General features: G+C 67.1%; 19 protein-coding genes. 9 read left to right on the top strand and 10 right to left on the bottom strand.

Translation table 11 applies throughout. From position 1 onward, the window contains the following. Positions 1–211 precede the first annotated feature (211 nt). Entirely contained in the window at positions 212–2,836 is a 2,625-nt protein-coding gene (gene alaS, locus AC1Q6V_RS05480) for an alanine--tRNA ligase (RefSeq protein ID WP_011615822.1), read from the top strand. Positions 2,837–2,959: 123 nt separating this feature from the next. Here alaS and AC1Q6V_RS05475 read toward each other — a convergent pair whose 3' ends face one another. The 3 genes from AC1Q6V_RS05475 to AC1Q6V_RS05465 all read right to left on the bottom strand — a co-directional run bounded on the left by AC1Q6V_RS05475 (position 2,960) and on the right by AC1Q6V_RS05465 (position 6,224). Continuing rightward, positions 2,960–3,724: a slipin family protein gene (locus tag AC1Q6V_RS05475; RefSeq protein WP_041687478.1), complete on the bottom strand. Its 765-nt coding sequence runs from the start codon at positions 3,722–3,724 to the stop codon at positions 2,960–2,962. Between the two features lie 2 nt (positions 3,725–3,726). Next, the gene (locus AC1Q6V_RS05470; RefSeq protein WP_454751395.1) at positions 3,727–5,226 is read right to left on the bottom strand and encodes an NfeD family protein; all 1,500 of its coding nucleotides are present in this window, start codon (positions 5,224–5,226) and stop codon (positions 3,727–3,729) included. Positions 5,227–5,330: 104 nt separating this feature from the next. Further along, entirely contained in the window at positions 5,331–6,224 is an 894-nt protein-coding gene (locus tag AC1Q6V_RS05465; protein ID WP_010813675.1) for a LysR family transcriptional regulator, read from the bottom strand. 129 nt (positions 6,225–6,353) lie between these two features. On the opposite strand from AC1Q6V_RS05465, the gene AC1Q6V_RS05460 reads away from it, so the two are divergent. The 7 genes from AC1Q6V_RS05460 to AC1Q6V_RS05430 all read left to right on the top strand — a co-directional run bounded on the left by AC1Q6V_RS05460 (position 6,354) and on the right by AC1Q6V_RS05430 (position 11,548). After that, the gene (locus AC1Q6V_RS05460; RefSeq protein WP_454751396.1) at positions 6,354–7,619 is read left to right on the top strand and encodes a YbfB/YjiJ family MFS transporter; all 1,266 of its coding nucleotides are present in this window, start codon (positions 6,354–6,356) and stop codon (positions 7,617–7,619) included. Between the two features lie 143 nt (positions 7,620–7,762). Then, positions 7,763–8,539, top strand: a complete 777-nt coding sequence (locus AC1Q6V_RS05455; protein ID WP_010813673.1) for a class II aldolase/adducin family protein — start codon at positions 7,763–7,765, stop codon at positions 8,537–8,539. Between the two features lie 52 nt (positions 8,540–8,591). Continuing rightward, positions 8,592–8,780 (top strand): 4-oxalocrotonate tautomerase, encoded by a 189-nt coding sequence (locus AC1Q6V_RS05450; protein ID WP_010813672.1) that lies wholly within the window; start codon positions 8,592–8,594, stop codon positions 8,778–8,780. 28 nt (positions 8,781–8,808) lie between these two features. Continuing rightward, complete coding sequence (locus AC1Q6V_RS05445; protein WP_058696664.1) at positions 8,809–9,840, top strand: threonine aldolase family protein; 1,032 nt, start codon at positions 8,809–8,811, stop codon at positions 9,838–9,840. A 45-nt stretch (positions 9,841–9,885) separates the two neighbouring features. Beyond that, positions 9,886–10,470 carry an NUDIX domain-containing protein gene (locus tag AC1Q6V_RS05440; protein ID WP_010813670.1) on the top strand — a complete coding sequence of 195 codons (585 nt, stop codon included), beginning with the start codon at positions 9,886–9,888 and terminating at the stop codon, positions 10,468–10,470. Between the two features lie 50 nt (positions 10,471–10,520). After that, positions 10,521–10,748, top strand: a complete 228-nt coding sequence (locus tag AC1Q6V_RS05435) for a sulfurtransferase TusA family protein (protein WP_010813669.1) — start codon at positions 10,521–10,523, stop codon at positions 10,746–10,748. A 356-nt stretch (positions 10,749–11,104) separates the two neighbouring features. After that, complete coding sequence (locus AC1Q6V_RS05430; protein WP_010813668.1) at positions 11,105–11,548, top strand: GNAT family N-acetyltransferase; 444 nt, start codon at positions 11,105–11,107, stop codon at positions 11,546–11,548. Between the two features lie 66 nt (positions 11,549–11,614). On the opposite strand, the gene AC1Q6V_RS05425 is transcribed toward AC1Q6V_RS05430, so the two are convergent. From AC1Q6V_RS05425 to AC1Q6V_RS05405, 5 genes are all read right to left on the bottom strand, one after another. Continuing rightward, entirely contained in the window at positions 11,615–13,183 is a 1,569-nt protein-coding gene (locus tag AC1Q6V_RS05425; RefSeq protein WP_454751397.1) for a UxaA family hydrolase, read from the bottom strand. A 20-nt stretch (positions 13,184–13,203) separates the two neighbouring features. Next, positions 13,204–13,998 (bottom strand): transporter substrate-binding domain-containing protein, encoded by a 795-nt coding sequence (locus AC1Q6V_RS05420; protein ID WP_058696662.1) that lies wholly within the window; start codon positions 13,996–13,998, stop codon positions 13,204–13,206. A 61-nt stretch (positions 13,999–14,059) separates the two neighbouring features. Beyond that, positions 14,060–14,788, bottom strand: a complete 729-nt coding sequence (locus AC1Q6V_RS05415) for an amino acid ABC transporter ATP-binding protein (protein ID WP_269446640.1) — start codon at positions 14,786–14,788, stop codon at positions 14,060–14,062. 49 nt (positions 14,789–14,837) lie between these two features. Then, the gene (locus tag AC1Q6V_RS05410; protein WP_010813664.1) at positions 14,838–15,488 is read right to left on the bottom strand and encodes an amino acid ABC transporter permease; all 651 of its coding nucleotides are present in this window, start codon (positions 15,486–15,488) and stop codon (positions 14,838–14,840) included. A 15-nt stretch (positions 15,489–15,503) separates the two neighbouring features. Continuing rightward, a complete protein-coding gene (locus tag AC1Q6V_RS05405) occupies positions 15,504–16,187 on the bottom strand; it encodes an amino acid ABC transporter permease (protein ID WP_010813663.1) in 684 nt (227 codons plus the stop codon). 248 nt (positions 16,188–16,435) lie between these two features. On the opposite strand from AC1Q6V_RS05405, the gene AC1Q6V_RS05400 reads away from it, so the two are divergent. Beyond that, positions 16,436–17,467 carry a GntR family transcriptional regulator gene (locus AC1Q6V_RS05400; protein ID WP_010813662.1) on the top strand — a complete coding sequence of 344 codons (1,032 nt, stop codon included), beginning with the start codon at positions 16,436–16,438 and terminating at the stop codon, positions 17,465–17,467. A gap of 111 nt (positions 17,468–17,578) precedes the next feature. Here the strand turns inward: AC1Q6V_RS05400 and galU are convergent, their stop codons facing one another. Together galU and AC1Q6V_RS05390 are read right to left on the bottom strand one after the other, a co-directional pair. Beyond that, positions 17,579–18,469, bottom strand: coding sequence for a UTP--glucose-1-phosphate uridylyltransferase GalU (gene galU, locus AC1Q6V_RS05395; RefSeq protein ID WP_454751398.1), 891 nt, complete (start codon positions 18,467–18,469; stop codon positions 17,579–17,581). Positions 18,470–18,598: 129 nt separating this feature from the next. Further along, on the bottom strand, positions 18,599–21,466 hold the full coding sequence (locus AC1Q6V_RS05390) for a valine--tRNA ligase (protein WP_454751399.1): 2,868 nt from the start codon (positions 21,464–21,466) through the stop codon (positions 18,599–18,601). Positions 21,467–21,519: the final 53 nt, after the last annotated feature.

Raw genomic sequence — 21,519 nt, 5'->3', positions numbered from 1 at the left:
TTGCCTGCAATGTACCACCGGCAAATCGCCGGCGCGGCTTTGGGTGCTTTATAAGGCGCTTGTGGCGATGGGATTTGGGCGATAGCCGGCCGGCTCCCCGGCGCCATGCCTGACGTGCCCGGCAGGCTGCCTTGCCCGTATAATCAACGGTTTGCAAATCCAATACTGATTCGTCGCGCCCGGCCACGCCAGGGCAAGCGTCCGCCATCCCATGAAAGTCTCAGACATTCGCAGCAAGTTCCTGCAGTTCTTCGAATCGAAGGGCCATACCGTGGTCCGCTCGTCCAGCCTGGTGCCGGCGAACGACCCGACGCTGCTGTTCACCAACTCCGGCATGGTGCAGTTCAAGGACGTGTTCCTGGGCACCGACAAGCGCCCGTACACCCGCGCCACCTCGGCGCAGCGCTCGGTGCGCGCCGGCGGCAAGCACAATGACCTCGAGAACGTGGGCTACACCGCGCGCCACCATACGTTCTTCGAGATGCTGGGCAACTTCTCGTTTGGCGACTACTTCAAGCGCGATGCCATCCTGTACGCGTGGGAACTGCTGACCAAGACCTACCAGCTGCCGGCCGAGAAGCTGTGGGTGACGGTCTACGCGGAAGACGACGAGGCCTACGACATCTGGGCCAAGGAAGTGGGCGTGCCGGCCGAGCGTATCGTGCGCATCGGCGACAACAAGGGCGCGCGCTACGCCTCGGACAACTTCTGGCAGATGGCCGACACCGGCCCGTGCGGCCCGTGCTCGGAAATCTTCTACGACCACGGCCCGGACGTGTGGGGCGGCCCGCCGGGATCGCCCGAGGAAGACGGCGACCGCTACATCGAGGTGTGGAACCTGGTGTTCATGCAGTTCAACCGCGACGAGCAGGGCAATATGACGCCGCTGCCCAAGCCGTGCGTGGACACCGGCATGGGCCTGGAGCGCATTGCCGCGGTGCTGCAGCACGTGCACAGCAACTATGAGATCGACCTGTTCCAGGCGCTGATCAAGGCCGCCGCGCGTGAAACCCATATCGACAACCTGAACCAGAACTCGCTCAAGGTCATCGCCGACCATATCCGCGCGTGCTCGTTTCTGATCGTCGACGGCGTGATCCCCGGCAACGAAGGCCGCGGCTACGTGCTGCGCCGGATCATCCGCCGCGCCATCCGCCATGGCTACAAGCTGGGCCAGAAGACTCCGTTCTTCCACAAGATGGTGGCCGATCTGGTCGAGCAGATGGGCCAGGCTTATCCCGAACTGGCTGAAGCCCAGTCGCGCGTGACCGAAGTGCTGAAGGCCGAGGAAGAGCGCTTCTTCGAGACCATCGAGAACGGCATGTCGATCCTTGACGCCGCACTGGCCGACCTGAAGCTCAAGGGCGGCAAGACGCTGGACGGCGAACTGGCGTTCAAGCTGCACGACACCTTCGGCTTCCCGCTGGACCTGACGCAGGACGTGTGCCGCGAGCAGGAAATCGGCGTGGACGAGGCCGCCTTCGACGCGGCCATGAACCGCCAGCGCGAGCAGGCGCGCGCCGCCGGCAAGTTCAAGATGGCCGCCGGCCTGGAGTACACCGGCGACAAGACCGTGTTCCACGGCTACGAGAAGCTGGAACTGCCGCAAGCCAGGGTCACCGCGCTGTATGTGGACGGCGCCGCCGTGAACGCCATGCAGCCGGGCCAGACCGGCGTGGTGGTGCTCGACAACACCCCGTTCTACGCCGAGTCCGGCGGCCAGGCCGGCGACCAGGGCGTGCTGAAGGCAGGCAATGCCGTCTTCGCCGTGACTGACACCACCAAGATCCAGGCCGACGTGTTCGGCCACCAGGGCACGCTGGAAGGCGGCGCACTCAAGGTGGGCGATGCCGTGTCGGCCCAGGTCGACGCGCAGCGCCGTGCGCGCACCGTGCGCAACCACTCGGCCACCCACCTGATGCACAAGGCCCTGCGTGAAGTGCTGGGCAGCCACGTGCAGCAGAAGGGCTCGCTGGTGGATGCGGACAAGACCCGCTTCGACTTCTCGCACAACGCGGCGCTGACCGACGAGCAGATCCGCCGCGTGGAAGAGATCGTCAATGCCGAGATCCTGCGCAACGACGACACGCATGCCGAGATCATGCCGTTCGACGACGCGGTCAAGAGCGGCGCGATGGCACTGTTCGGCGAGAAGTACGCCGACGACGTGCGCGTGCTGTCGATCGGCACCTCAAAGGAACTGTGCGGCGGCACCCACGTGCACCGCACCGGCGACATCGGCCTGTTCAAGATCGTGGTGGAAGGCGGCGTTGCCGCCGGCATCCGCCGCGTGGAAGCCATTACCGGCGACAACGCGCTGCACTACCTGCAGGGCCTGGACGCCAGGCTGAACGAAGCCGCCGCCGTGCTGAAGGCCCAGCCGTCGGAGCTGGTGCCGCGCATCGGCCAGGTGCAGGACCAGGTGCGCGCGCTGGAGAAGGAGCTGGAACGCCTGAAGAGCAAGCTGGCCGCCTCGCAGGGCGACGAGCTGGCCGCGCAGGCGGTCGACATCAAGGGCCTGAAGGTGCTGGCCGCGCAACTGGACGGCGCCGACGTCAAGACCCTGCGCGAGACCATGGACAAGCTCAAGGACAAGCTGAAGAGTGCGGCCATCGTGCTGGGTGCGGTGTCCGACGGCAAGGTCAGCCTGATCGCTGGTGTCACCGCCGATGCCACGGGCAAGGTCAAGGCCGGCGAGCTGGTCAACTTTGTCGCGCAGCAGGTGGGCGGCAAGGGTGGCGGCCGTCCCGACATGGCCCAGGCTGGCGGCACCGAGCCGGCCAAGCTGCCGCAGGCGCTGGCTGGTGTCGGCGAGTGGGTGGCGGGCAAGATCTGACTCGCGTAGCGCCGCCGCTGGTTTGCCCCCCTCTCCCGCGTGCGGGAGAGGGGGGCAAACCAGCAGGTCGGGCCTGACGTTGTCACAGAAGCAGAAAGGGCGCCCCGGCGCCCTTTCTGCTTTTTATTTTTCCGGCGTTCCCTTGCCGCTGCCCAGCACCGTCAGCAACTCCATCGGCAACGGAAACACGATCGTCGAGCTCTTGTCTCCCGCAATCTGCGTCAGCGTCTGCATGTAGCGCAGCTGCATCGCCTGCGGCTGCCGCGCCAGCATCTGTGCCGCTTCCAGCAGTTTCTCCGAAGCCTGCAGTTCGCCCTCGGCATGGATCACCTTGGCGCGCCGCTCGCGTTCGGCCTCGGCCTGCCGCGCAATCGCGCGGATCATGGTTTCGTTGAGGTCGACATGCTTGATCTCGACGTTCGAGACCTTGATGCCCCAGGCGTCGGTCTGGGCGTCCAGCGCCTGCTGGATGTCGAGGTTGAGCTTCTCGCGCTCGGCCAGCATCTCGTCCAGCTCGTGCTTGCCCAGCACCGAGCGCAGCGTGGTCTGCGCCAGCTGGCTGGTGGCTTCCAGGAAGTTCGCCACCTGGATGATGGCGCGTTCCGGATCGACCACGCGGAAGTACACCACCGCATTGACCTTCACCGAGACGTTGTCGCGCGAAATCACATCCTGCGGCGGCACGTCCATCACCACCGTGCGCAGGTCCACCCTGACCATCTGCTGCACGGCGGGGATCAGCAGCACCAGGCCCGGGCCCTTGACCCGCCAGAAGCGTCCGAGCATGAACACCACGCCGCGTTCGTATTCGCGCAGCACGCGGAACGAGGTGATCACCAGCAGTGCCAGCAGGAAGATCAAACCGCCGAAGCTGAATCCGTAGGCCATGGTCAGGCTCCCTTGTCTGGCGTCGGTTGGGGTGGAGTTGTCGGGACAAGCGGGGCGTTGCCGGCGGCGATCACCTCGAGCACCAGGCCCTTGCGCGCGGTGACGACCACCGGCGTGCCGCGCGGCAAGGAGCTGGCGCTGTGCACGCGCCAGGTCTCGCCGCGCACCGTGGCCCAGCCTTCCTCGCGCAGGTCGTCCAGCATTTCGCCGCGGGCGCCGACCAGGGTGTCGGCACCGCTGACCACCGGGCGCTTGCGCGAGCGCACCAGCATCGCCGACATGCCGAACACGAAAATCGCGGACAGCGCTGACATCGCCGCCACCATCGGCAGCGGCACGCCGAAGCCCGGCACGTCGGTGTCGATCAGCATCACCGCGCCAAAGGCAAAGGCGATGATGCCGCCCACGCCCAGCGCGCCGAAGGACGGCAGGAACAGCTCCGCCACCATGCAGCCGATGCCCAGCGCCACCAGCGCCAGCCCGGCGTAGTTCACGGGCAGCATGTGCAGCGCGAACAGCGCCACCAGCAGGCAGATCGCGCCGGCAATGCCGGGCACTACCATGCCCGGCGTGGAGAATTCGAAGATCAGGCCGTAGATGCCGATCATCAGCAGCAGCAGCGCCACGCTGGGCTCGGTGATCACGGCCAGGAAGCGGTTGCGCCAGTCGGGTTCCAGCGTCACCACCGGCGCATTGGCGGTGTGCAGCACGCCGGCCTTGCCACCGGCAGCGGTGATCGTGCGGCCTTCAACCTGGCGCAACAGCGCGGGCAGGTCGGGGGCGACCAGGTCGACCACGCGCTGGGCCAGGGCCTCGTCGGCCGACAGGCTGACCGATTCGCGCACCGCGCGTTCGGCCCACTCGGCATTGCGTCCGCGCAGCTGGGCCAGGCCGCGGATATACGCCGAAGCATCGTGCATTTGCTTGCGTTCCATCGCGTCGGCCCGCGCTGGCTCGCTGGCGGGGGCGGAGGCGGGCTTGGCGCCGGGCAGGGCCTCTGGCTTCTGCGGCCCGCCAATGCCGACCTGCACCGGGGTGGCCGCGCCCAGGTTGGTGCCCGGCGCCATTGCCGCGATGTGGCTGGCGTAGAGGATGTAGGTGCCGGCACTGGCCGCGCGCGCGCCGCCGGGATAGACGTAGCTGGCCACCGGTATCGGCGAGGCCAGGATGGCCTGGATGATCTCGCGCATGGACGCGTCCAGCCCGCCCGGGGTGTCCATTTCCAGCACCACCAGCTGGGCGCCGCCCGCGCGCGCGCGTTCCATGCTGCGCAGGATAAAGCTGGCGCTGGCGGGGCTGACCGCACCCTTGAGCGGAATCACGTAGACCGGCGCGGTTGCCGTGGTCGTGACGGTGGAGGCAGGCGCCGAGGCGCCGGAGGGCGGCGCCGCACGGGCACCTGGGCCGGCGAGGGCAACGGCGCCGCACGCCAGCGCCAGGCCGGCCAGCAGCCGGCCGGACATCGGCCGAAGGGCCCGCAGCAGCGCGGTGGCAGGTTTCATGAGAGGGGCGGGGCACGCAAGGTGCCGTGATGGCGCCACTTCAAGTGTAGGCCACCGGGCACATCTTGCACGCGGGCTGCCTCGGGCCCGCGCGCCGGGGGCGCTCAGGCCGCCGCCAGGTCCGGCCTGGCCGAGGGGCCGGGTGAGTGGGCGGTGAGCGTGTCGATCAGCGCATGCAAGGCCGCGCTGGCCATGGACGGATGCCAGGCCAGCAGCGTGCGCACGCGGCCGGCCGCGCCCAGGCTGTGCTGGCGGATGGCGGGCAGGTCGCGGTACAGCCCCAGCACCGAGCGCGGCACGATCGCCGCGCCGATGCCGGCCGCGACGCAGGCGACGATGGCATGGTACGAGCTCAGCTGCAGCACGCGCGGCGTCGGCGCATCGCCGATCACATACCAGTTCTCGAGCCGGGCGCGGTAGTTGCAGCCGGGCTCGAACGCCAGCAGCGTCGGCACCTCCAGGTCGGCCGCGGTGCGCACCGGGCGATGGCGGGCGCGCGTGATCACCACCAGTTCTTCCTCGAACACCGGGACGGCGCTCAGTGCCGGGTCGGTCAGCGGCTCGGCGACAAAGGCGCATTCGACTTCGAAGCGCGCCAGCGCATCCAGCGCCTGGCGCGTGGCCAGCGTCACCAGCTCCAGCTGCACCGCGGGCCAGGCCTGGTGGTACGCGGCCAGCACATTGGGCAGGCGGCTGGCGGCGGTGCTCTCCATCGAGGCAATGCGCAGCCGGCCGTGCGGCCGCGCCGGCAGCACCGCCTGGCGTGCCTCTTCGGTCATGCTGAGGATGCGGCAGGCATAGTCGAACAGGGTCTGCCCGGAAGGCGTCAGCACCATGCGCCGGCCGTCGCGCACGAACAGGTCGACCCCGAGCGACTGCTCCAGCTGGCGGATGCGCGTGGTGACATTGGACTGCACCCGGTGCAGCCGCTCGGCCGCACGGGTGATGCCGCCGGCTTCGACGACGGCGCGGAAGATCTCGAGGGCGGCAAGGTCCATGCGGGACTCCTGAGGCTATTCATCTCTTATCAAGATGCCTGACATCTTGATAATTCATTTTTTGGGATGCTGAAGCCAGCGTAGCATACAGGCATCGCAATGCAACCGCTGCCCCGCCAGCCTCCAGCCATGCCGAACCCCCACAGCCTCGACCCTGAACACCCCGCCGCTGCGCGCGTGGCCACCCGGGCGTCGGCACGGCGCGAAGCCGGCGCGGTGGCGGTGGCCATGGCCGGCCTGGTATCGCTGGCGGTGGTGATGGGCATCGGCCGCTTTGCCTTTACGCCGCTGCTGCCGATGATGCTGCATGACGGCACCGTCACGCTGGATCAGGGCGGCTGGCTGGCCACGGTCAACTACATCGGCTACTTCGCCGGCGCCGCAGTGTGCATGTTCATCCGGCCCGACGCGGTGCGCATGGTGCGCTGGGGCCTGGCCGCAACGGTGCTGCTGACGCTGGGCATGGCCCTGCCGGGCGGCATGGCGGCATGGTCGCTGTGGCGCGCCGCCGCGGGCGTGGCCAGCGCCGTGGTGATGGTCTACACCGCGGGGTGGTGCCTGCAGCGGTTGGCGGAACTGGGCAAGCCGGAACTCGCCGGGCTGATCTTCTGCGGGCCGGGGCTGGGCATCGTGGTCACTGGGCTGGGTGCATCCGGCATGGTCGGTGCGGGCTGGCATGCGGACTATGGCTGGCTCGCGTTCACGGCGCTGGCGGTGGTGCTGGTGGCGGCGGTCTGGCGGATCTTCGTCGCGCAGCCGGCTGTGCCGATGACGGCGACGGCGGCGGCGGCGGCATCCCCGGCGGCAGCCGACACCGGCGCCGCGCGGCTCGATGCCCAGACCTGGGCGCTGACCTTTGCCTACGGCCTGGCCGGCTTCGGCTACATCATCACCGCGACCTTCCTGCCGGTGATTGCGCGCGAGGCGCTGCCCGGCACGGTCTGGGCCGACCTGTTCTGGCCGATCTTCGGCGCGGGCGTGACGGTGGGCGCGTTCCTGGTCACGCGGGTCGGCATGGCGCACGACAACCGCAAGCTGTTGACGCTGCTGTACGGCATGCAGGCGCTGGGCGTGGCGATCGCGGTGGTGTTCCCGACCGTGGCCGGCTTTGCCCTCAGCAGCCTGCTGGCGGGGCTGCCGTTCACCGCGCTGGTGGCGTTTGCGATGCGCGAGGCGCGGCGCCTGTGGGGGCCGCAAGCGGCGCGGCTGATGGGCCTGATGACGGCGTCCTACGGCCTGGGCCAGATCGCCGGGCCGCCGCTGGCAACCGCGCTGGTGGCGCGCACCGGCGGCTTTGCCGGTTCGCTGGCGTGCGCGGCGGCGGCGCTGCTGCTCGGCGCGCTGGTGTTCGCCTGGATGTGCCGCGCCTGGCCGCTGGCGGCTGCCCGGAGCTGATCGGCAAGGTGCGCTAAAGTATTGCCTTTGCCGCCTGGCGCGCCACGCGAGCGGCTGCCGCGCCTGGCGTGCAGCCCGTGGCGCGGCACAGAAGGCCGGGGCCGTACCCGGCACGCGAGACCGGGCGGCGCAGGAGCGACCCCATGTCTTTTGCCTTGCAGCCCGCGCGTGCCGCGGGTGCCCCCATCCGGCCCGTTTCCGCCGAAGAACAGCGTGTGCGCGTCGACCTGGCCGCCGCCTACCGCCTGGCCGCGCGCGAGGGCTGGGATGACCTGATCTACACCCATATCTCCGCCACGGTGCCGGGCGAGTCCGACCACTTCCTGATCAACCCCTTCGGCTTTGCCTTCGACGAGATCCGCGCCAGCGACCTGGTCAAGATCAACGGCCGCGGCGAGGTCGTCGGCGCGACCGTGCATCCGGTCAATGTGACCGGCTTTGCGCTGCACGCCGCGGTGCATGCGGCGCGCGCCGACGCGATGTGCGTGATGCACCTGCATAACACCGCCGGCATTGCCGTATCGGCGCAGGCCGCCGGGCTGCTGCCGCTGTCGCAGCACGCGATGCGCTTCCACGGCCGCATGGCCTACCACGACTACGAAGGCCTGGCCTTCACCCCGGCCGAAGGCGCGCGGCTGACCGCATCGCTGGGTGGGCATCCCGCCATGCTGTTGCGCAACCACGGCACGCTGACGGTGGGCCGCACCGTGGCCGAGGCCTATGTGCTGATGGCGACGCTGATCAAGGCCTGCGAGGTCCAGATTGCCGCACAGGCGGGCGGTGCGCTGGTGCAGCCAGGCGCGGCCGTGGCGGACAAGACCTCGGAGCAGCTCTACGACAACGGCGCCGTCGAAGGCGTGATGGAGTGGCCCGCGCTGCTGCGCAAACTGGATAGAATCGATCCTTCATACCGGGACTGAGCGGGATCGATTTCCCGCCGCGACTCAACCACATTCATCAAAGGAGCATTGCATGCCGACTTTCCACGTCGAAATGTTTGAAGGCCGTACCATCGAGCAGAAGCGCAAGTTTGTCGAGGAAGTGACGCGCGTCAGCTGCGAGACCCTGGGCTGCTCGGCCTCGGCCGTCGACATCATCATCACCGACATCAAGCGCGAGAACTGGGCCACCGGCGGCGAGCTGTGGGCCGACAAGAAGTAAGGCTCCATTCAGCCCCACACTGAACACCATGCAGCACTTCGCCTCTGACAACTACGCCGGCTTCTGCCCGGAATCGCTCAAGTATTTCCTGGAAGCCAACGCCAGCGGCCATGAGCAGGCCTACGGCGACGATACCTGGACGCAGAAGGTCTGCGACCGTATCCGCGACCTGTTCCAGACCGACTGCGAAGTGTTCTTCGTGTTCAACGGCACGGCGGCCAACTCGCTGGCGCTGTCGGCGCTGTGCCAGTCGTACCACTCGGTGATCTGCCACGAGCTGGCGCATATCGAGACCGATGAATGCGGCGGCCCGGAGTTCTTCTCCAACGGCTCCAAGCTGCTGACCGCGCCCGGCGCTGACGGCAAGCTCACGCCTGACGCGGTCGAGGCGCTGGTCACGCGCCGCTCCGATATCCATTACCCCAAGCCCAAGGTGGTGTCGCTGACGCAGTCGACCGAAGTCGGCACCGTCTACAGCGTGGAAGAGGTGCGCGCGATCGCTGCCATCGCCAAGCGCCGCCAGCTGCGCGTGCATATGGACGGCGCGCGCTTTGCCAATGCGGTGGCGTCGCTGGGCGTGCATCCGTCCGAGATTACCTGGCGCGCCGGCGTCGACGTGCTGTGCTTCGGCGGCACCAAGAACGGCCTGCCGGTGGGCGAAGCGGTGGTGTTTTTCGACCGCCGCCTGGCCGAGGACTTTGCCTACCGCGTCAAGCAGGCCGGGCAGCTGGCGTCGAAGATGCGCTTTATCTCCGCGCCGTGGCTGGGTTTGCTCGAGAACGACGTATGGCTCGCCAACGCGCGCCATGCCAATGCGATGGCGCAGCTGCTGCAGCAGCGCATCAGCGATATTCCGGGCGTTCGCATCATGTTCCCGACGCAGTCCAACGCCGTGTTCGCCGAGCTGCCGCTGCCCGCGATCGAGGCGCTGCGCGCCAGGGGCTGGCGCTTCTATACCTTTATCGGCGCCGGCGGCTGCCGTTTCATGTGTTCATGGGACCTGCAGCCGCAGACGGTCGAGGCGCTGGCCGCCGACATGCGGGCGGCTTGCGGCGCCTGACCGGCACCCATACCTATAACGACGAGACCCTTCAGGAGCCCCCAAATGCAATACCGATTCTGCCCGCAGTGCGGCGCGCCGCTTGAGGTGCTGCCGCTGTCCGGGCGCGAACGCCACGCCTGCGTGCAGCAGGAATGCGGCTTCGTGCACTGGAACAACCCGCTGCCGGTGCTGGCGGCGGTGGTGGAGTACCAGGACAAGCTGCTGCTGGCGCGCAATGCCGCCTGGCCGGAGACCATGTTCGCGCTGGTGACGGGCTTCCTGGAGCGCGACGAGCCGCCCGAGCTGGGCGTGGCGCGCGAACTGAAGGAAGAGACCAACCTCGATACCGAGTCGGTGTCGCTGATCGGCGTCTACGAGTTCATGCGCAAGAACGAGCTGATCATTGCCTACCACGTCAAGGCGACCGGCACCGTGGCGCTGTCCGAGGAACTGGCCGACTACAAGCTGGTGGCGCCGGAGGACGTGCGCGTCTGGTCGGCTGGCACCGGCTTCGCGGTTGCCGACTGGCTGGCCGCGCGCGGCTATCCGGTGCGCTTCTTCGACCGCCAGACCGGCGCCGACATTCCGGACCCGCGCCGCCCGCACGACTTCAGCCTAGTCGGGGGTTCGCTACAATACCGTTGGTGAGGCTGGCCTCCGGCCAGCCGCCCAGCCCCCAGAATCGAAGGAAGAGACGAATGGAGTTCCAGAAAGAAGTGGATGCGCGCGGCCTGAACTGCCCGCTGCCGATCCTGCGCACCAAGAAGGCCCTGGCCGACATGGCCAGCGGCGATGTGCTCAAGGTGCTGGCCACCGATCCCGGCGCCACGCGCGATTTCCAGGCCTTTGCCAAGCAGACCGGCAATGAGCTGCTGTCGCACTCGGAAGTGGACAAGGTGTTTGTGTTCTACATGCGCCGCCGCTGAAGCGCTCCCGCTCCCAAAGAAAAAAGCCGCGTAATCAGAATTACGCGGCTTTTTTCTTTGGGATTCTGCATCGATGAATATCGGCACGATTTTCCAGGCGCGCGGCAATGCGAGATTGGCGTAAATTGCAAGTCCTGCATTATTCCTGGCGGGACATCTCGCAAGGATTATCCCATTGCGTTTCCGCCGGTTTTGGGCTGCATTATTCTCCCCATAATGCCGGCGCCGCGGCACATGTGTTTACCCGGATTGGGCTGGTTTTTATGTATGCGCTAAATTACTACTGCGCCCTTGCCTGGTGCCGTGATGGTCACTGTGGGGAGGGCGGAAGTTGATCAAGTGATTCAGGAGAGGCGATGCCAAGGGACGTCCGTATCCGAGCCGCTGGAATTGCCGATATTCAAGCTATTTCGGAAGTGCTACAGCAATGTGGGTTGTCAGTTGAAAATGTGAGGCCGGCCGCATGTCTGTGCCATGTCGCTGAATTCGGGGAAATCGTAGCTGGTTGTGCCTGCGGGGAGATATTCGACCAGACCTTTGTCGTCAGGACCGTTGGCGTGCTTCCCGATTTTCGGGAGCGAAGAATTGCCACCCATCTGGTTGCGGCCCTGTTGATGCGCGCCCGCGCTAACGGTTGCACCAAGGCCGTCCTGCTGACGACGGAGCATCCGGCCTTTTTTGCGCGCTATGGCTTCTCGCTGACATCCGTGGACGAGTTGCCGACCGAACTGGAATTGTCCAGGGAATTTCAACGCCGCTTCGGCGCCTGGACGCACTGCATGTGCCGCCGCCTGGACTGAGGCGGGGCAAGACGCAGCGCAGCGGCCCGATGGGCCGCCGCGTCGCCGGCTGCGCGCCGGCGGGCTTCAGGTGATCGCGCTCAGCTGCCAGGGTACGAACTCGTTCTGCCCGTAGCCGTGCAGCTCGCTGCGTGAACGTTTGCCGGAGGCGGTGTCCAGAATCAGCCGGAACAGTTCCTCACCGAGCCCGGCAATGGTGGCGCTGCCGTCCAGCACGGCGCCGCAGTTCAGGTCCATGTCATCGGACTGGCGTTGCCACAGCGCGGTATTGGTCGCCAGCTTGACCGAGGGCGAGGGCGCACAGCCGTAGGCCGAGCCGCGCCCCGTGGTGAAGCAGATCAGGTTGGCACCCCCCGCGACCTGGCCGGTCGCGGAGATGGGGTCGTAGCCCGGCGTGTCCATGAACACCAGGCCGCGCGCGCGCACCGGCTGCGCGTACTCATAGACCTCGGCCAGGTTGGCCGAGCCGCCCTTGGCGATGCCGCCCAGGGATTTTTCCAGCACGGTGGTCAGCCCGCCCGCCTTGTTGCCTGCCGACGGGTTGTTGTCCATGCTGGCACCGTGGCGCGCGCAATAGTCCTCCCACCAGCGGATGCGCGCCACCAGCTTGCGGCCGATTTCCGGTGTCTGTGCGCGGCGCGTGAGCAGGTGCTCGGCGCCGTAGATCTCGGGCGTCTCGGAGAGGATGGCAGTGCCGCCGTGGCGCACCAGCAGGTCTACCGCCGCGCCCAGCACCGGGTTCGCCGAGATGCCCGAGTAGCCGTCGGAGCCGCCGCACTGCAGGCCCACCACCAGGTGGCTGGCAGGCACCGGCTGGCGCTGCACGGCATTCGCGGCGGGCAGCATCTCCTGGATCACGGCAATGCCGCGTGCGATGGTCCTGGTGGTGCCGCCGCTGTCCTGGATGGTGAAGGTCTGCAGGCGGTCGTCGTGGGCCAGCCCCTGGGTGGCAAGCAGCGCCGAAATCTGGTTGGTCTCGCAGCCCAGCCCGATCACCAGCACGCTGGCGAAGTTGGGATGGCAGGCATAGCCGCCCAGCGTGCGCTGCAGCAGCGCCAGCCCTTCCCCCTGCGGGTCCACCGCGCAACCGACGCCGTGCGTGAGCGCCACCACGCCGTCGACGTTGGGATAGGCGGCCAGCGCCTCGGGATGGATGTCGCGGCGGAAGTGGTCGGCAATGGCGCGCGCCACCGTGGCCGAGCAGTTCACCGAGGTCAGGATGCCGATGTAGTTGCGCGTGGCCACGCGGCCATCGGCCCGCACGATGCCCGCGAAGGTGGCCGGCGCCGGCACCGGCTCCGGCGCGCGCGCATCGGCGCCATAGGCATAGTCGCGCGTGAAGTCGCCCATGGCCAGGTTGTGGGTGTGCACGTGCTGGCCGGGGCGGATGTCCTGGCTGGCGAAGCCGATGATCTGCCCGTAGCGGCGCACCGCCTCGCCGGCGCCGATGGCGCGCGTTGCCACCTTGTGGCCGGGCGGGACCAGGCCGAGCACAGTCACGTCTTCTTCGTCGAGCGTGGTGCCTGCCACGAGCTGGTCGCGGGCAATGACGACGTCGTCTTCCGGGTGCAGCCGGATCACGCGCAAGGCGGCGTGCAGCTGTGCTGCCTTGCCGGGGTTGGCAGGTGCGTTCATGCGATGAGCTCCCTCGTTCCTTATTTCAGCATCTCGGCCGGCAGCGACAGGCCGAAATAGCGCTTGTAGATGTCGTTGATCCTGCCGTTCTTCAGGTTGGTCCTGACCCAGCCGTCGAGCCAGTCCTTGAGGGCGGTATCGCCCTTGCGCAGGCCGATCGCATAGGGAAAGGTCTGCATCACGAACTTGATTTCCAGGTCGCGCGACGGATTGCTGCGCCTGACCTCCGGAATCACGCTGATGGCCGCGGCCAGGTAGTCCTGCTGGCCGGTGGAGACCGCGGTATTGGTGGTCGCGTCATCCTCGTAGCGCACGATATTCACCGCTGCCACGGCCTTGGCGCCCCGGCTCAGTTCCTGGTCGCTGGTGGTGCCGCGCGTGACCGCGACGGTCTTGCCCGACAGGTCGGCGAAGGACTTGACCTGGGCCTTGGTCGGGCCGCCCACCACCACGGGGATCACGCCATACGGCTCGGAGAAATCGATGACCTTCTTGCGCGCGTCCGTCACGGAAAAGGAGGCCAGCACCACGTCCGCCTTGCGGGTGAGGAGGAAGGGCACGCGGTTGGGGCCCGTGACCGGAACGATCTCAAGTTCGACGCCCAGGTCCTTGGCGAGCAGGCGCGCGGTCTCGATGTCGGAGCCGCTCTGCCTGGCTTGTGTATCCAGCATGCCGTAGGGAGGCGCGCTGATATCGACCGCCACCAGGATCTTCTTGCGCTGCTTGATGGTGTCGAGCGTGTCGGCCGAGGCGGCGGAGGTGCCGGCCAGCAGCAGGGCGGCGAGTGGGGCAAAGAGATAGCGGCGATAGTTCATGAGGTTGTCTCCGTATTGTTGGATATCGAAACGGGTTCTTGCTGAGCGGGCGCTGCCGCGCTTACAGGCCGTTGCTGACGAACTGGCGCAGTTCCGGCGTGGCAGGTTCGTCAAGCAGCCTGCCACTGCCGCATTCCCAGACGATGCCCTGGTGCATGAACATGATCTGGTCCGCCACCGAGCGCGCGAACGACATCTCGTGCGTGACCAGCACCATGGTCATGCCGTCTTCGGCCAGTTTTTCAATGACCCGCAGCACCTCGCCGGTAAGCTCGGGATCGAGCGCGGAAGTGACTTCGTCGAACAGCATCAGGCGCGGCTGCATGGCCAGCGAGCGCGCGATGGCGACGCGCTGCTGCTGGCCGCCGGAGAGCTGTTCCGGGTAGTAGTCGGCGCGCTCTTCCATGCCGACTTGCCGCAGCACGTGGCGGGCCAGTTCGCCCGCTTCCTTGCGCCCCATGCCCTTGACCTTGCGCGGTGCCAGCATGACGTTCTCGGCCACGGTCAGGTGCGGGAACAGGTTGTAGCTCTGGAACACGATGCCGACTTCCTTGCGCAGCGCGCCCAGGTCAACGGCGTCTTCGTGCATGGCATGGCCGCACACATGCAGGGCCCCGCCGCTCACGCGCTCCAGTCCGTTGATGCAGCGCAGGGCCGTGCTCTTGCCCGAGCCGCTGCGGCCGATCAGGGCCACCACCTCGCCGCGGCGCACCGAGAAGCTCACGCCCTTGAGGATTTCCACTTGTCCGAAGGACTTGCTTACCTTGTCGAAGCGGACCACTTCGTCCACGCTTGTCTCCATGACGTTCCTTTGTTGTCGGGTTTTGGCGCTGTCAGGCTCAGGCGCGTGCCTTGTTGAAGCGGCGCTCCAGGCGGTACGAGAGCGATGAGAGCGGATAGCAGATGGCGAAATACAGCGCCGCGGCGATGGTGAACACCAGAAAGGGCTTGAAGGTGGAGTTGTTGACCACCCGCGCCGAATAGGTCAGGTCGAAGAAGCCGATCACCACCGCGTACGACGAGTTCTTCACGATCTGCACCAGGAAGCTCACCGTGGGCGCAATGGCAATGCGGGCGGCCTGCGGCAGGATCACGTACACCGCCCGCTGCAGCGGCGTGAGCGCCAGGCATTCGGCGGCCTCCCACTGCGTGCGCGGCACGGCCTGGATGCAGCCCTTCCAGATCTCGCCGAGGTAGGCGCTGGAATACGCCGTCATCGCGATCCCCGCGGCGACCAGCGCCGGCAGCTCGAAGCCGCCCACGCTGATGCCGAAATACACCACGAACATGATCACCGGCAGCGGCACGCCCTGTACCAGCTGCACGTAGGCGCCCGTGAGCGTGCGCAGCACGCGCCCGCCGCGGCTGCGCGCCAGCGCCAGCGGTACGCCCACCAGCGCGCCGCCGGCAAAGCCCATGCCTGCCAGCAGCAAGGTCCAGCCTGCGCCGCGCAGGATGAACAACACTTGATCGAAAGAAATTCCGTGCATGAGGCGCGCTCCGGTTCAGAGAGGGGTTTGCAGGCGCCGGCGGCGCGTAAAGGCCAGGGCGCCGATGCCTGCCATCGACAGGCGCAGCAGCCAGGACAGCAGCAGGTAGACGAGCGCGATCACCAGGTAGATCTCGAAGCCGCGGAAGGTCTCCGACTGGATGCGGTAGCCCACCGCTGTGAGTTCCTCGGCCGAGATCTGCGACATGATCGAAGTGGCCAGCATCATCAGCACGAACTGGCTGATCAGCGCCGGATACATGCGCTCCACCGCTTGCGGCAACACCACCAGGCGCAGCATCTGCCAGCGCGACAGCCCCAGGCAGGAAGCGGCCTCGAGCTGGCCGCGCGGCACCGACTCGATGCCGGCGCGCACGATTTCGGTGGTATAGGCCGACACGTTCACGACCAGCGCCACCACTGCCGCCGCCATGGCCGGCACCCGCACCTGCACCGCCGCCAGCCCGAAGAAGAGCCAGAAGGCCTGGATCACCAGCGGCGTATTGCGAATCACGTCCACATACACCGTGACGCAGCGGCGCGCCCACGCGGGGCCTTGCGTGCGCACCACGGCCAGCGCCGTGCCCAGCACGAAGCCGAACACGATGGTGGCGACCGACATGCGCAAGGTCAGCCACACGCCGTCGAGCAAGTCCCGCCAGCCCGTGGACAGGAAACTGAAATCAAACTGGTAGTCCATCGGCGCGGGTTCCTCCTTCTCGTGGCGCCGCCGCGGCCGGCGCGCGCCCTGTCTCTTGTTGTGGCTTCGTTGTCGTGCTTGCGGCGTGCGACACGCGCCGTGGTGGGATGAAATATATGACCATTGCCGGCAATGGTCAATATCCGTGGATACCCGTGTATGATGGAATGCGATGAGATGCCCTGGCGTGCCGCCATGGCTACACTGACCGACCGCCACGTTCTGGAGACAAAGTGCCGAGCCCATCGATGACGACACGAGACCGAAATCGCGTCGCCCCCCTTGCTGCCAGCCTGGAAGCGGAGGAAGCCAGCCGCCATGCGCCGATCTACGCGTTGATCCACCAGGTGCTGCGCAAGGCGATGCTGGACGGGACGCTGGAGCAGGGCACCGTGCTGCTGGAAGGGCCGGTCGCGGAGATTCTGCGCGCCACCCGGTCGCCGGTGCGGCAGGCCTTGCGCGAGCTGGAGGCCGAAGGCCTGGTCAGCCGCTTCGACGGGCGCGGCTATGTCGCCGGCCCGGCCGGCACCGAGCCCAGGCGCGTGCCGCTGGACGCGGCCATGCTGGGCGTGGACAGCGCGCCGGACGTGGCACGCAAGACGCTGGGCTGGGAGGTCATCTACGACGAGGTGGAGCGCAACCTGGTCCACCTGTCGGTGTTCGGGCGCTACCGTGTCAACGAAGTCGAGCTGGCGCGCTATTTCAACGTGGGGCGCACCGTGGTGCGCGATGTGCTGCTGCGCCTGGAAAGCCTGGGCATCCTGGAGAAGGACGAGCGCCAGCGCTGGGTCATCATCCCGCTGGATGCGCAGCGCATCCACGATCTCTACGAGCTGCGCTCACTGGTGGAGCCGGCCGCGCTGCGCGGCGCCATCGTCCATGCGGACGCGGCCGAGCTGGCTGCCATGATGGAAGACCTGCACAAGGTGCAGCGTGTCTACCCGAAGGTGTCGCGCACCGCCATGGACAAGCTGGAGCATGACCTGCACGTGCGCCTGCTGTCGCTGTGCCCGAACAAGGAGCTGCTGGGCAGCCTGCAGCGCACGCGCTGCATCCTGACCCTGAGCAAGCATGTACTGGGAGCGTCGGCGCCGATGCCGCAGGAAGATCCCTTCCTCTCCGAGCACATGGCCGTGCTGCAGGCCGCCGCCGCAGGCGCGCCGCGCAAGGCCGCTGAGCTGTTGCGGGAACACCTGGAGCTGTCGTGCGCGAAGGTCACGCAGCGGGCCGGGCTGGTGCGCGAAACGTTCGCGCTGCCGACGGTGTCCTACATCGCCTGAGCGCAAATAAGGAGAGGCCGCAACCCTCCCGGCATTTGCTGGAATGGTTGCGGCCTCTCACGGCTGCAGACGTCCAGGAACTTCCTTTCCTGTCCGCAGGGCAGGGCGCGATCAGCTGCCGATGCTGGTCAGGTGCTCGCGCGATTCCAGGTAGGCGCTGAATTCAGTCCCGACTTCCGGGTGCTTCAAGGCAAATTCAACGGTTGCCTTCAGGTAGCCCAGCTTGCTGCCGCAGTCATAGCGGCGGCCCTGGTAGCGGTAGGCCAGCACCTGCTCCTGGCCCAGCAGCGACTGGATCGCGTCGGTCAGCTGCAGCTCGCCGCCGGCGCCCGGCTTCAGGTCACGCAGGTGTTCGAAGATGCGCGGGGTCAGGATGTAGCGGCCGACCACGCCCAGGTTGGACGGCGCGTCTTCCGGCGCCGGCTTCTCGATGATGCCGGAGACCTTGATCACGTCCGCATCCCATTCGCGGCCGTCGATCACGCCGTAGGAGCGGCTTTGCTCCGGCGTGATCTCCTCGACCCCCAGCACCGAGCAGTTGTAGTGGTTGAAGGTATCCACCATCTGCTTCATCACCGGCGGGTTGCCGTCGATCAGGTCATCGGCCAGCATCACTGCGAACGGCGTGTCGCCGACCAGCTTGGCCGCGCACAGCACCGCATGCCCCAGGCCCAGCGCTTCGGGCTGGCGCACGTAGAAGCATTCCACGTTGGCGGGCTTGATCGAGCGCACCACGTCCAGCAGCGCCTGCTTGTTCTTGGCCTCAAGCTCCACTTCCAGCTCGAAGGCCTTGTCGAAATGGTCCTCGATGGCGCGCTTGGAGCGGCCGGTGACAAAGATCATCTCGGTAATGCCGGCGGCCATGGCTTCTTCCACGGCGTACTGGATCAGCGGCTTGTCCACCACCGGAAGCATTTCCTTGGGGCTGGCCTTGGTGGCCGGCAGGAAGCGAGTGCCCAGGCCCGCAACCGGGAACACAGCCTTGGTGACGCGATTTTCCATATCAGGTGTACCTCTCAGATTCCAGTCCATAACCCTGCCAGCCATTGCGGGCGTCGTCTGTCCGGTTCTGTCCGACGAAGCCGGACAGAACCCCCGGCAGGCAGGGGCGTGAATGCGGCCGCCGTGCCGTCAGGCCGGCAGCCGCTGCAGCTGGCCCTGCAGCTTGGCCAGCGTCTGCTCGAAATCGGCCAGGCGCTGCGTCTCTTGCGCCACCACGGCAGGCGGTGCCTTGGCGACAAAGCTCTCGTTGGAGAGCTTGGCGCGGCACTTGCCGATTTCGTCACCGATGCGCTCGACTTCCTTCGACAGGCGCGCGCGCTCGGCGCCGACATCGATCTCGATCTTCAGCAGCAGGTGGTTGCCCCCGGCAATGGCGACCGGCGCGCCGGCGCCTTCAGCCTGCAGGGCAGCTTCATCTTCGAAGACGCGTACCTCGGAAAGTTTCGCCAGTGCCTGGATATGTGCGCTCGCCGCCTTCAGGAAGGTGCTGTCACCCTCAGCATAGAGCGGGATGCGCTGGGCCGGCGAGATGTTCATCTCGCCGCGCAGGTTGCGGCAGGCATCGATCACTTCCTTCAGGCGCGCAACCCATTGCTCGGCTTGCTCGTTGATCTTGGCGACCGCAGGCAGCGGGTAGGGCTGCAGCGCGATGGTCTCGGAGCCGTCACCCTTGGCGCGGCCGGCCAGCGGGGCCACCTTCTGCCACAGCTCTTCGGTGATGAAGGGGATGATCGGATGCGCCAGGCGCAGCACGGTCTCGAGCACGCGCAGCAGCGTGCGCCGCGTGGCGCGCTGCTGGGCCTCGGTGCCGTTCTGGATCTGCACCTTGGCCAGTTCCAGGTACCAGTCGCAGTATTCGTCCCAGACGAACTTGTAGATGGCGTTGGCGATATTGTCGAAGCGGTATTCGGCAAAGCCCTTCTCGACCTCGGCTTCGACGCGCTGCAGCAGCGACACGATCCAGCGGTCGGCCTGCGAGAAATCCAGGTAGCCGTCCGGGCCGCAGTCGTTGTTGCACGGGCCCATGCCGCAGTCATGGCCTTCGGTGTTCATCAGCACGAAGCGGGTCGCGTTCCACAGCTTGTTGCAGAAGTTGCGGTAGCCCTCGCAGCGGCCGGTATCGAAGTTGACGTTGCGGCCCAGCGTGGCCAGCGACGCGAAGGTGAAGCGCAGCGCGTCGGCGCCGAATGCGGGAATGCCCTCGGGGAATTCCTTTTTCGTCTTCTTCTCGATCTTGGGCGCGTCCTTGGGGCGGCGCAGGCCGGTGGTGCGCTTCTGCAGCAGCGTGTCGAGGTCGATGCCGTCGATCAGGTCCACCGGGTCCAGCGTGTTGCCCTCGGACTTGCTCATCTTCTTGCCTTCCGAATCGCGCACCAGGCCGTGCACGTAGACGGTATGGAAGGGCACCTTGCCGATGAAGTGCTTGGTCATCATGACCATGCGCGCCACCCAGAAGAAGATGATGTCGTAGCCGGTCACCAGCACCGACGACGGCAGGAAGTGATGCATCTCGGGCGTTTCTCCCGGCCAGCCCAGCGAGGAGAAGGGCACCAGCGCCGACGAGAACCAGGTGTCGAGCACGTCTTCCTCGCGGCGCAGGCTGCCGGTGCTGCCGGCGGCCTTTGCCTTTGCCAGCGCTTCTTCTTCGGTGCGGCCGACAAAGCAGTTGCCGGCATCGTCATACCACGCCGGGATCTGGTGGCCCCACCACAGCTGGCGCGAGATGCACCAGTCCTGGATATTGCCCAGCCACTGGTTGTAGGTGCTGATCCAGTTTTCCGGCACCAGCTTGATCTCGCCGCTCTGCACGGCTTCCAGCGCCACCTCGGCGATCGAGCGGCCCGGGTAGAAGGTGCCTTCCGGCGCCGGCTTGCTCATGGCGACGAACCACTGGTCGGTCAGCATCGGCTCGATCGCGCTGCCGGTGCGCTCGCTGCGCGGGGTCATCAGCTTGTGCTTCTTGACCTCGGCCAGCAGGCCGCGCTTGTCCAGGTCCTCGACGATGGCGCGGCGCGCGTCGAAGCGGTCCAGGCCGGCGTAGGCGGCGGGGGCGTCGGCAACGATCTTCGCGTCCAGCGTCAGGATCGACAGCTGCGGCAGGTTGTGGCGCTGGCCCACGGCATAGTCGTTGAAGTCATGGCCGGGGGTCACCTTGACCACGCCGGTGCCGAACTCGCGGTCGACGTACTCGTCGGCAATCACCGGGATCTGGCGCTCGGTCAGCGGCAGCTGCACGAACTTGCCGATCAGATGCGCATAGCGCTCGTCTTCCGGGTGGACCATCACGGCCACGTCGCCCAGCATGGTTTCGGGGCGGGTGGTGGCCACGGTCAGGTGGGTCAGGCCGCCCTTGGCATCAGCCTCGACCAGCGGATAGTGGATATGCCACAGCGAGCCTTCTTCCTCGACGCTGTCGACTTCCAGGTCCGACACCGCGGTGCCCAGCACCGGGTCCCAGTTGACCAGGCGCTTGCCGCGGTAGATCAGGCCCTGTTCGTGCAGGCGCACGAAAGCTTCGGTGACCGCCTTCGACATCTCGGGCGACATCGTGAAGTACTCGCGGCTCCAGTCGATCGAAGCGCCCATGCGCCGCACCTGGCGGGTGATGGTCGAGCCCGACTCTTCCTTCCAGGCCCACACCTTCTCGGTGAACTTCTCGCGGCCCAGGTCATGGCGCGACACGCCCTGCGACTCGAGCTGGCGCTCCACCACGATCTGGGTGGCGATGCCGGCGTGGTCGGTGCCCGGCACCCACAGCGTATTGGCGCCGCTCATGCGCGCATGGCGCGCCAGGCCGTCCATGATGGTCTGGTTGAAAGCGTGGCCCATATGCAGCGTGCCGGTCACATTGGGCGGCGGCAGCTGGATCGCAAAGTCCGGGCGGGCAGGGTCGAAGGTCGGCTTGGCAATGCCGCGCTTCTCCCACTCGGGGCCCCATTTCGCCTCGATGGCGGTGGGTTCGAAGCTTTTGGCGAGGGACTGGTCTTGGGCGGTCATGCTGGGATGTCGATATTGGCGTCGGGGGTCGTCGCAGGGTGCTTCGGCCTGCG

This window comes from Cupriavidus sp. GW823-FHT07B10 (assembly GCF_058794355.1).
Note: the sequence above shows the minus strand (reverse complement) of the source record. Positions and strands in the feature narration are given on the sequence as shown.

Coding starts and splice junctions, on each gene's coding strand:
- AC1Q6V_RS05440 (WP_010813670.1), top strand. CDS start 9,886: ATGCAATACCGATTCTGCCCGCAGTGCGGCGCGCCGCTTGAGGTGCTG.
- AC1Q6V_RS05450 (WP_010813672.1), top strand. CDS start 8,592: ATGCCGACTTTCCACGTCGAAATGTTTGAAGGCCGTACCATCGAGCAG.
- AC1Q6V_RS05435 (WP_010813669.1), top strand. CDS start 10,521: ATGGAGTTCCAGAAAGAAGTGGATGCGCGCGGCCTGAACTGCCCGCTG.
- AC1Q6V_RS05405 (WP_010813663.1), bottom strand. CDS start 16,187: ATGGACTACCAGTTTGATTTCAGTTTCCTGTCCACGGGCTGGCGGGAC.
- AC1Q6V_RS05465 (WP_010813675.1), bottom strand. CDS start 6,224: ATGGACCTTGCCGCCCTCGAGATCTTCCGCGCCGTCGTCGAAGCCGGC.
- galU (WP_454751398.1), bottom strand. CDS start 18,469: ATGGAAAATCGCGTCACCAAGGCTGTGTTCCCGGTTGCGGGCCTGGGC.
- AC1Q6V_RS05425 (WP_454751397.1), bottom strand. CDS start 13,183: ATGAACGCACCTGCCAACCCCGGCAAGGCAGCACAGCTGCACGCCGCC.
- AC1Q6V_RS05470 (WP_454751395.1), bottom strand. CDS start 5,226: ATGAAACCTGCCACCGCGCTGCTGCGGGCCCTTCGGCCGATGTCCGGC.
- AC1Q6V_RS05390 (WP_454751399.1), bottom strand. CDS start 21,466: ATGACCGCCCAAGACCAGTCCCTCGCCAAAAGCTTCGAACCCACCGCC.
- AC1Q6V_RS05420 (WP_058696662.1), bottom strand. CDS start 13,998: ATGAACTATCGCCGCTATCTCTTTGCCCCACTCGCCGCCCTGCTGCTG.
- AC1Q6V_RS05430 (WP_010813668.1), top strand. CDS start 11,105: ATGCCAAGGGACGTCCGTATCCGAGCCGCTGGAATTGCCGATATTCAA.
- AC1Q6V_RS05410 (WP_010813664.1), bottom strand. CDS start 15,488: ATGCACGGAATTTCTTTCGATCAAGTGTTGTTCATCCTGCGCGGCGCA.
- AC1Q6V_RS05455 (WP_010813673.1), top strand. CDS start 7,763: ATGTCTTTTGCCTTGCAGCCCGCGCGTGCCGCGGGTGCCCCCATCCGG.
- AC1Q6V_RS05400 (WP_010813662.1), top strand. CDS start 16,436: ATGACGACACGAGACCGAAATCGCGTCGCCCCCCTTGCTGCCAGCCTG.
- AC1Q6V_RS05475 (WP_041687478.1), bottom strand. CDS start 3,724: ATGGCCTACGGATTCAGCTTCGGCGGTTTGATCTTCCTGCTGGCACTG.
- AC1Q6V_RS05460 (WP_454751396.1), top strand. CDS start 6,354: ATGCCGAACCCCCACAGCCTCGACCCTGAACACCCCGCCGCTGCGCGC.
- alaS (WP_011615822.1), top strand. CDS start 212: ATGAAAGTCTCAGACATTCGCAGCAAGTTCCTGCAGTTCTTCGAATCG.
- AC1Q6V_RS05445 (WP_058696664.1), top strand. CDS start 8,809: ATGCAGCACTTCGCCTCTGACAACTACGCCGGCTTCTGCCCGGAATCG.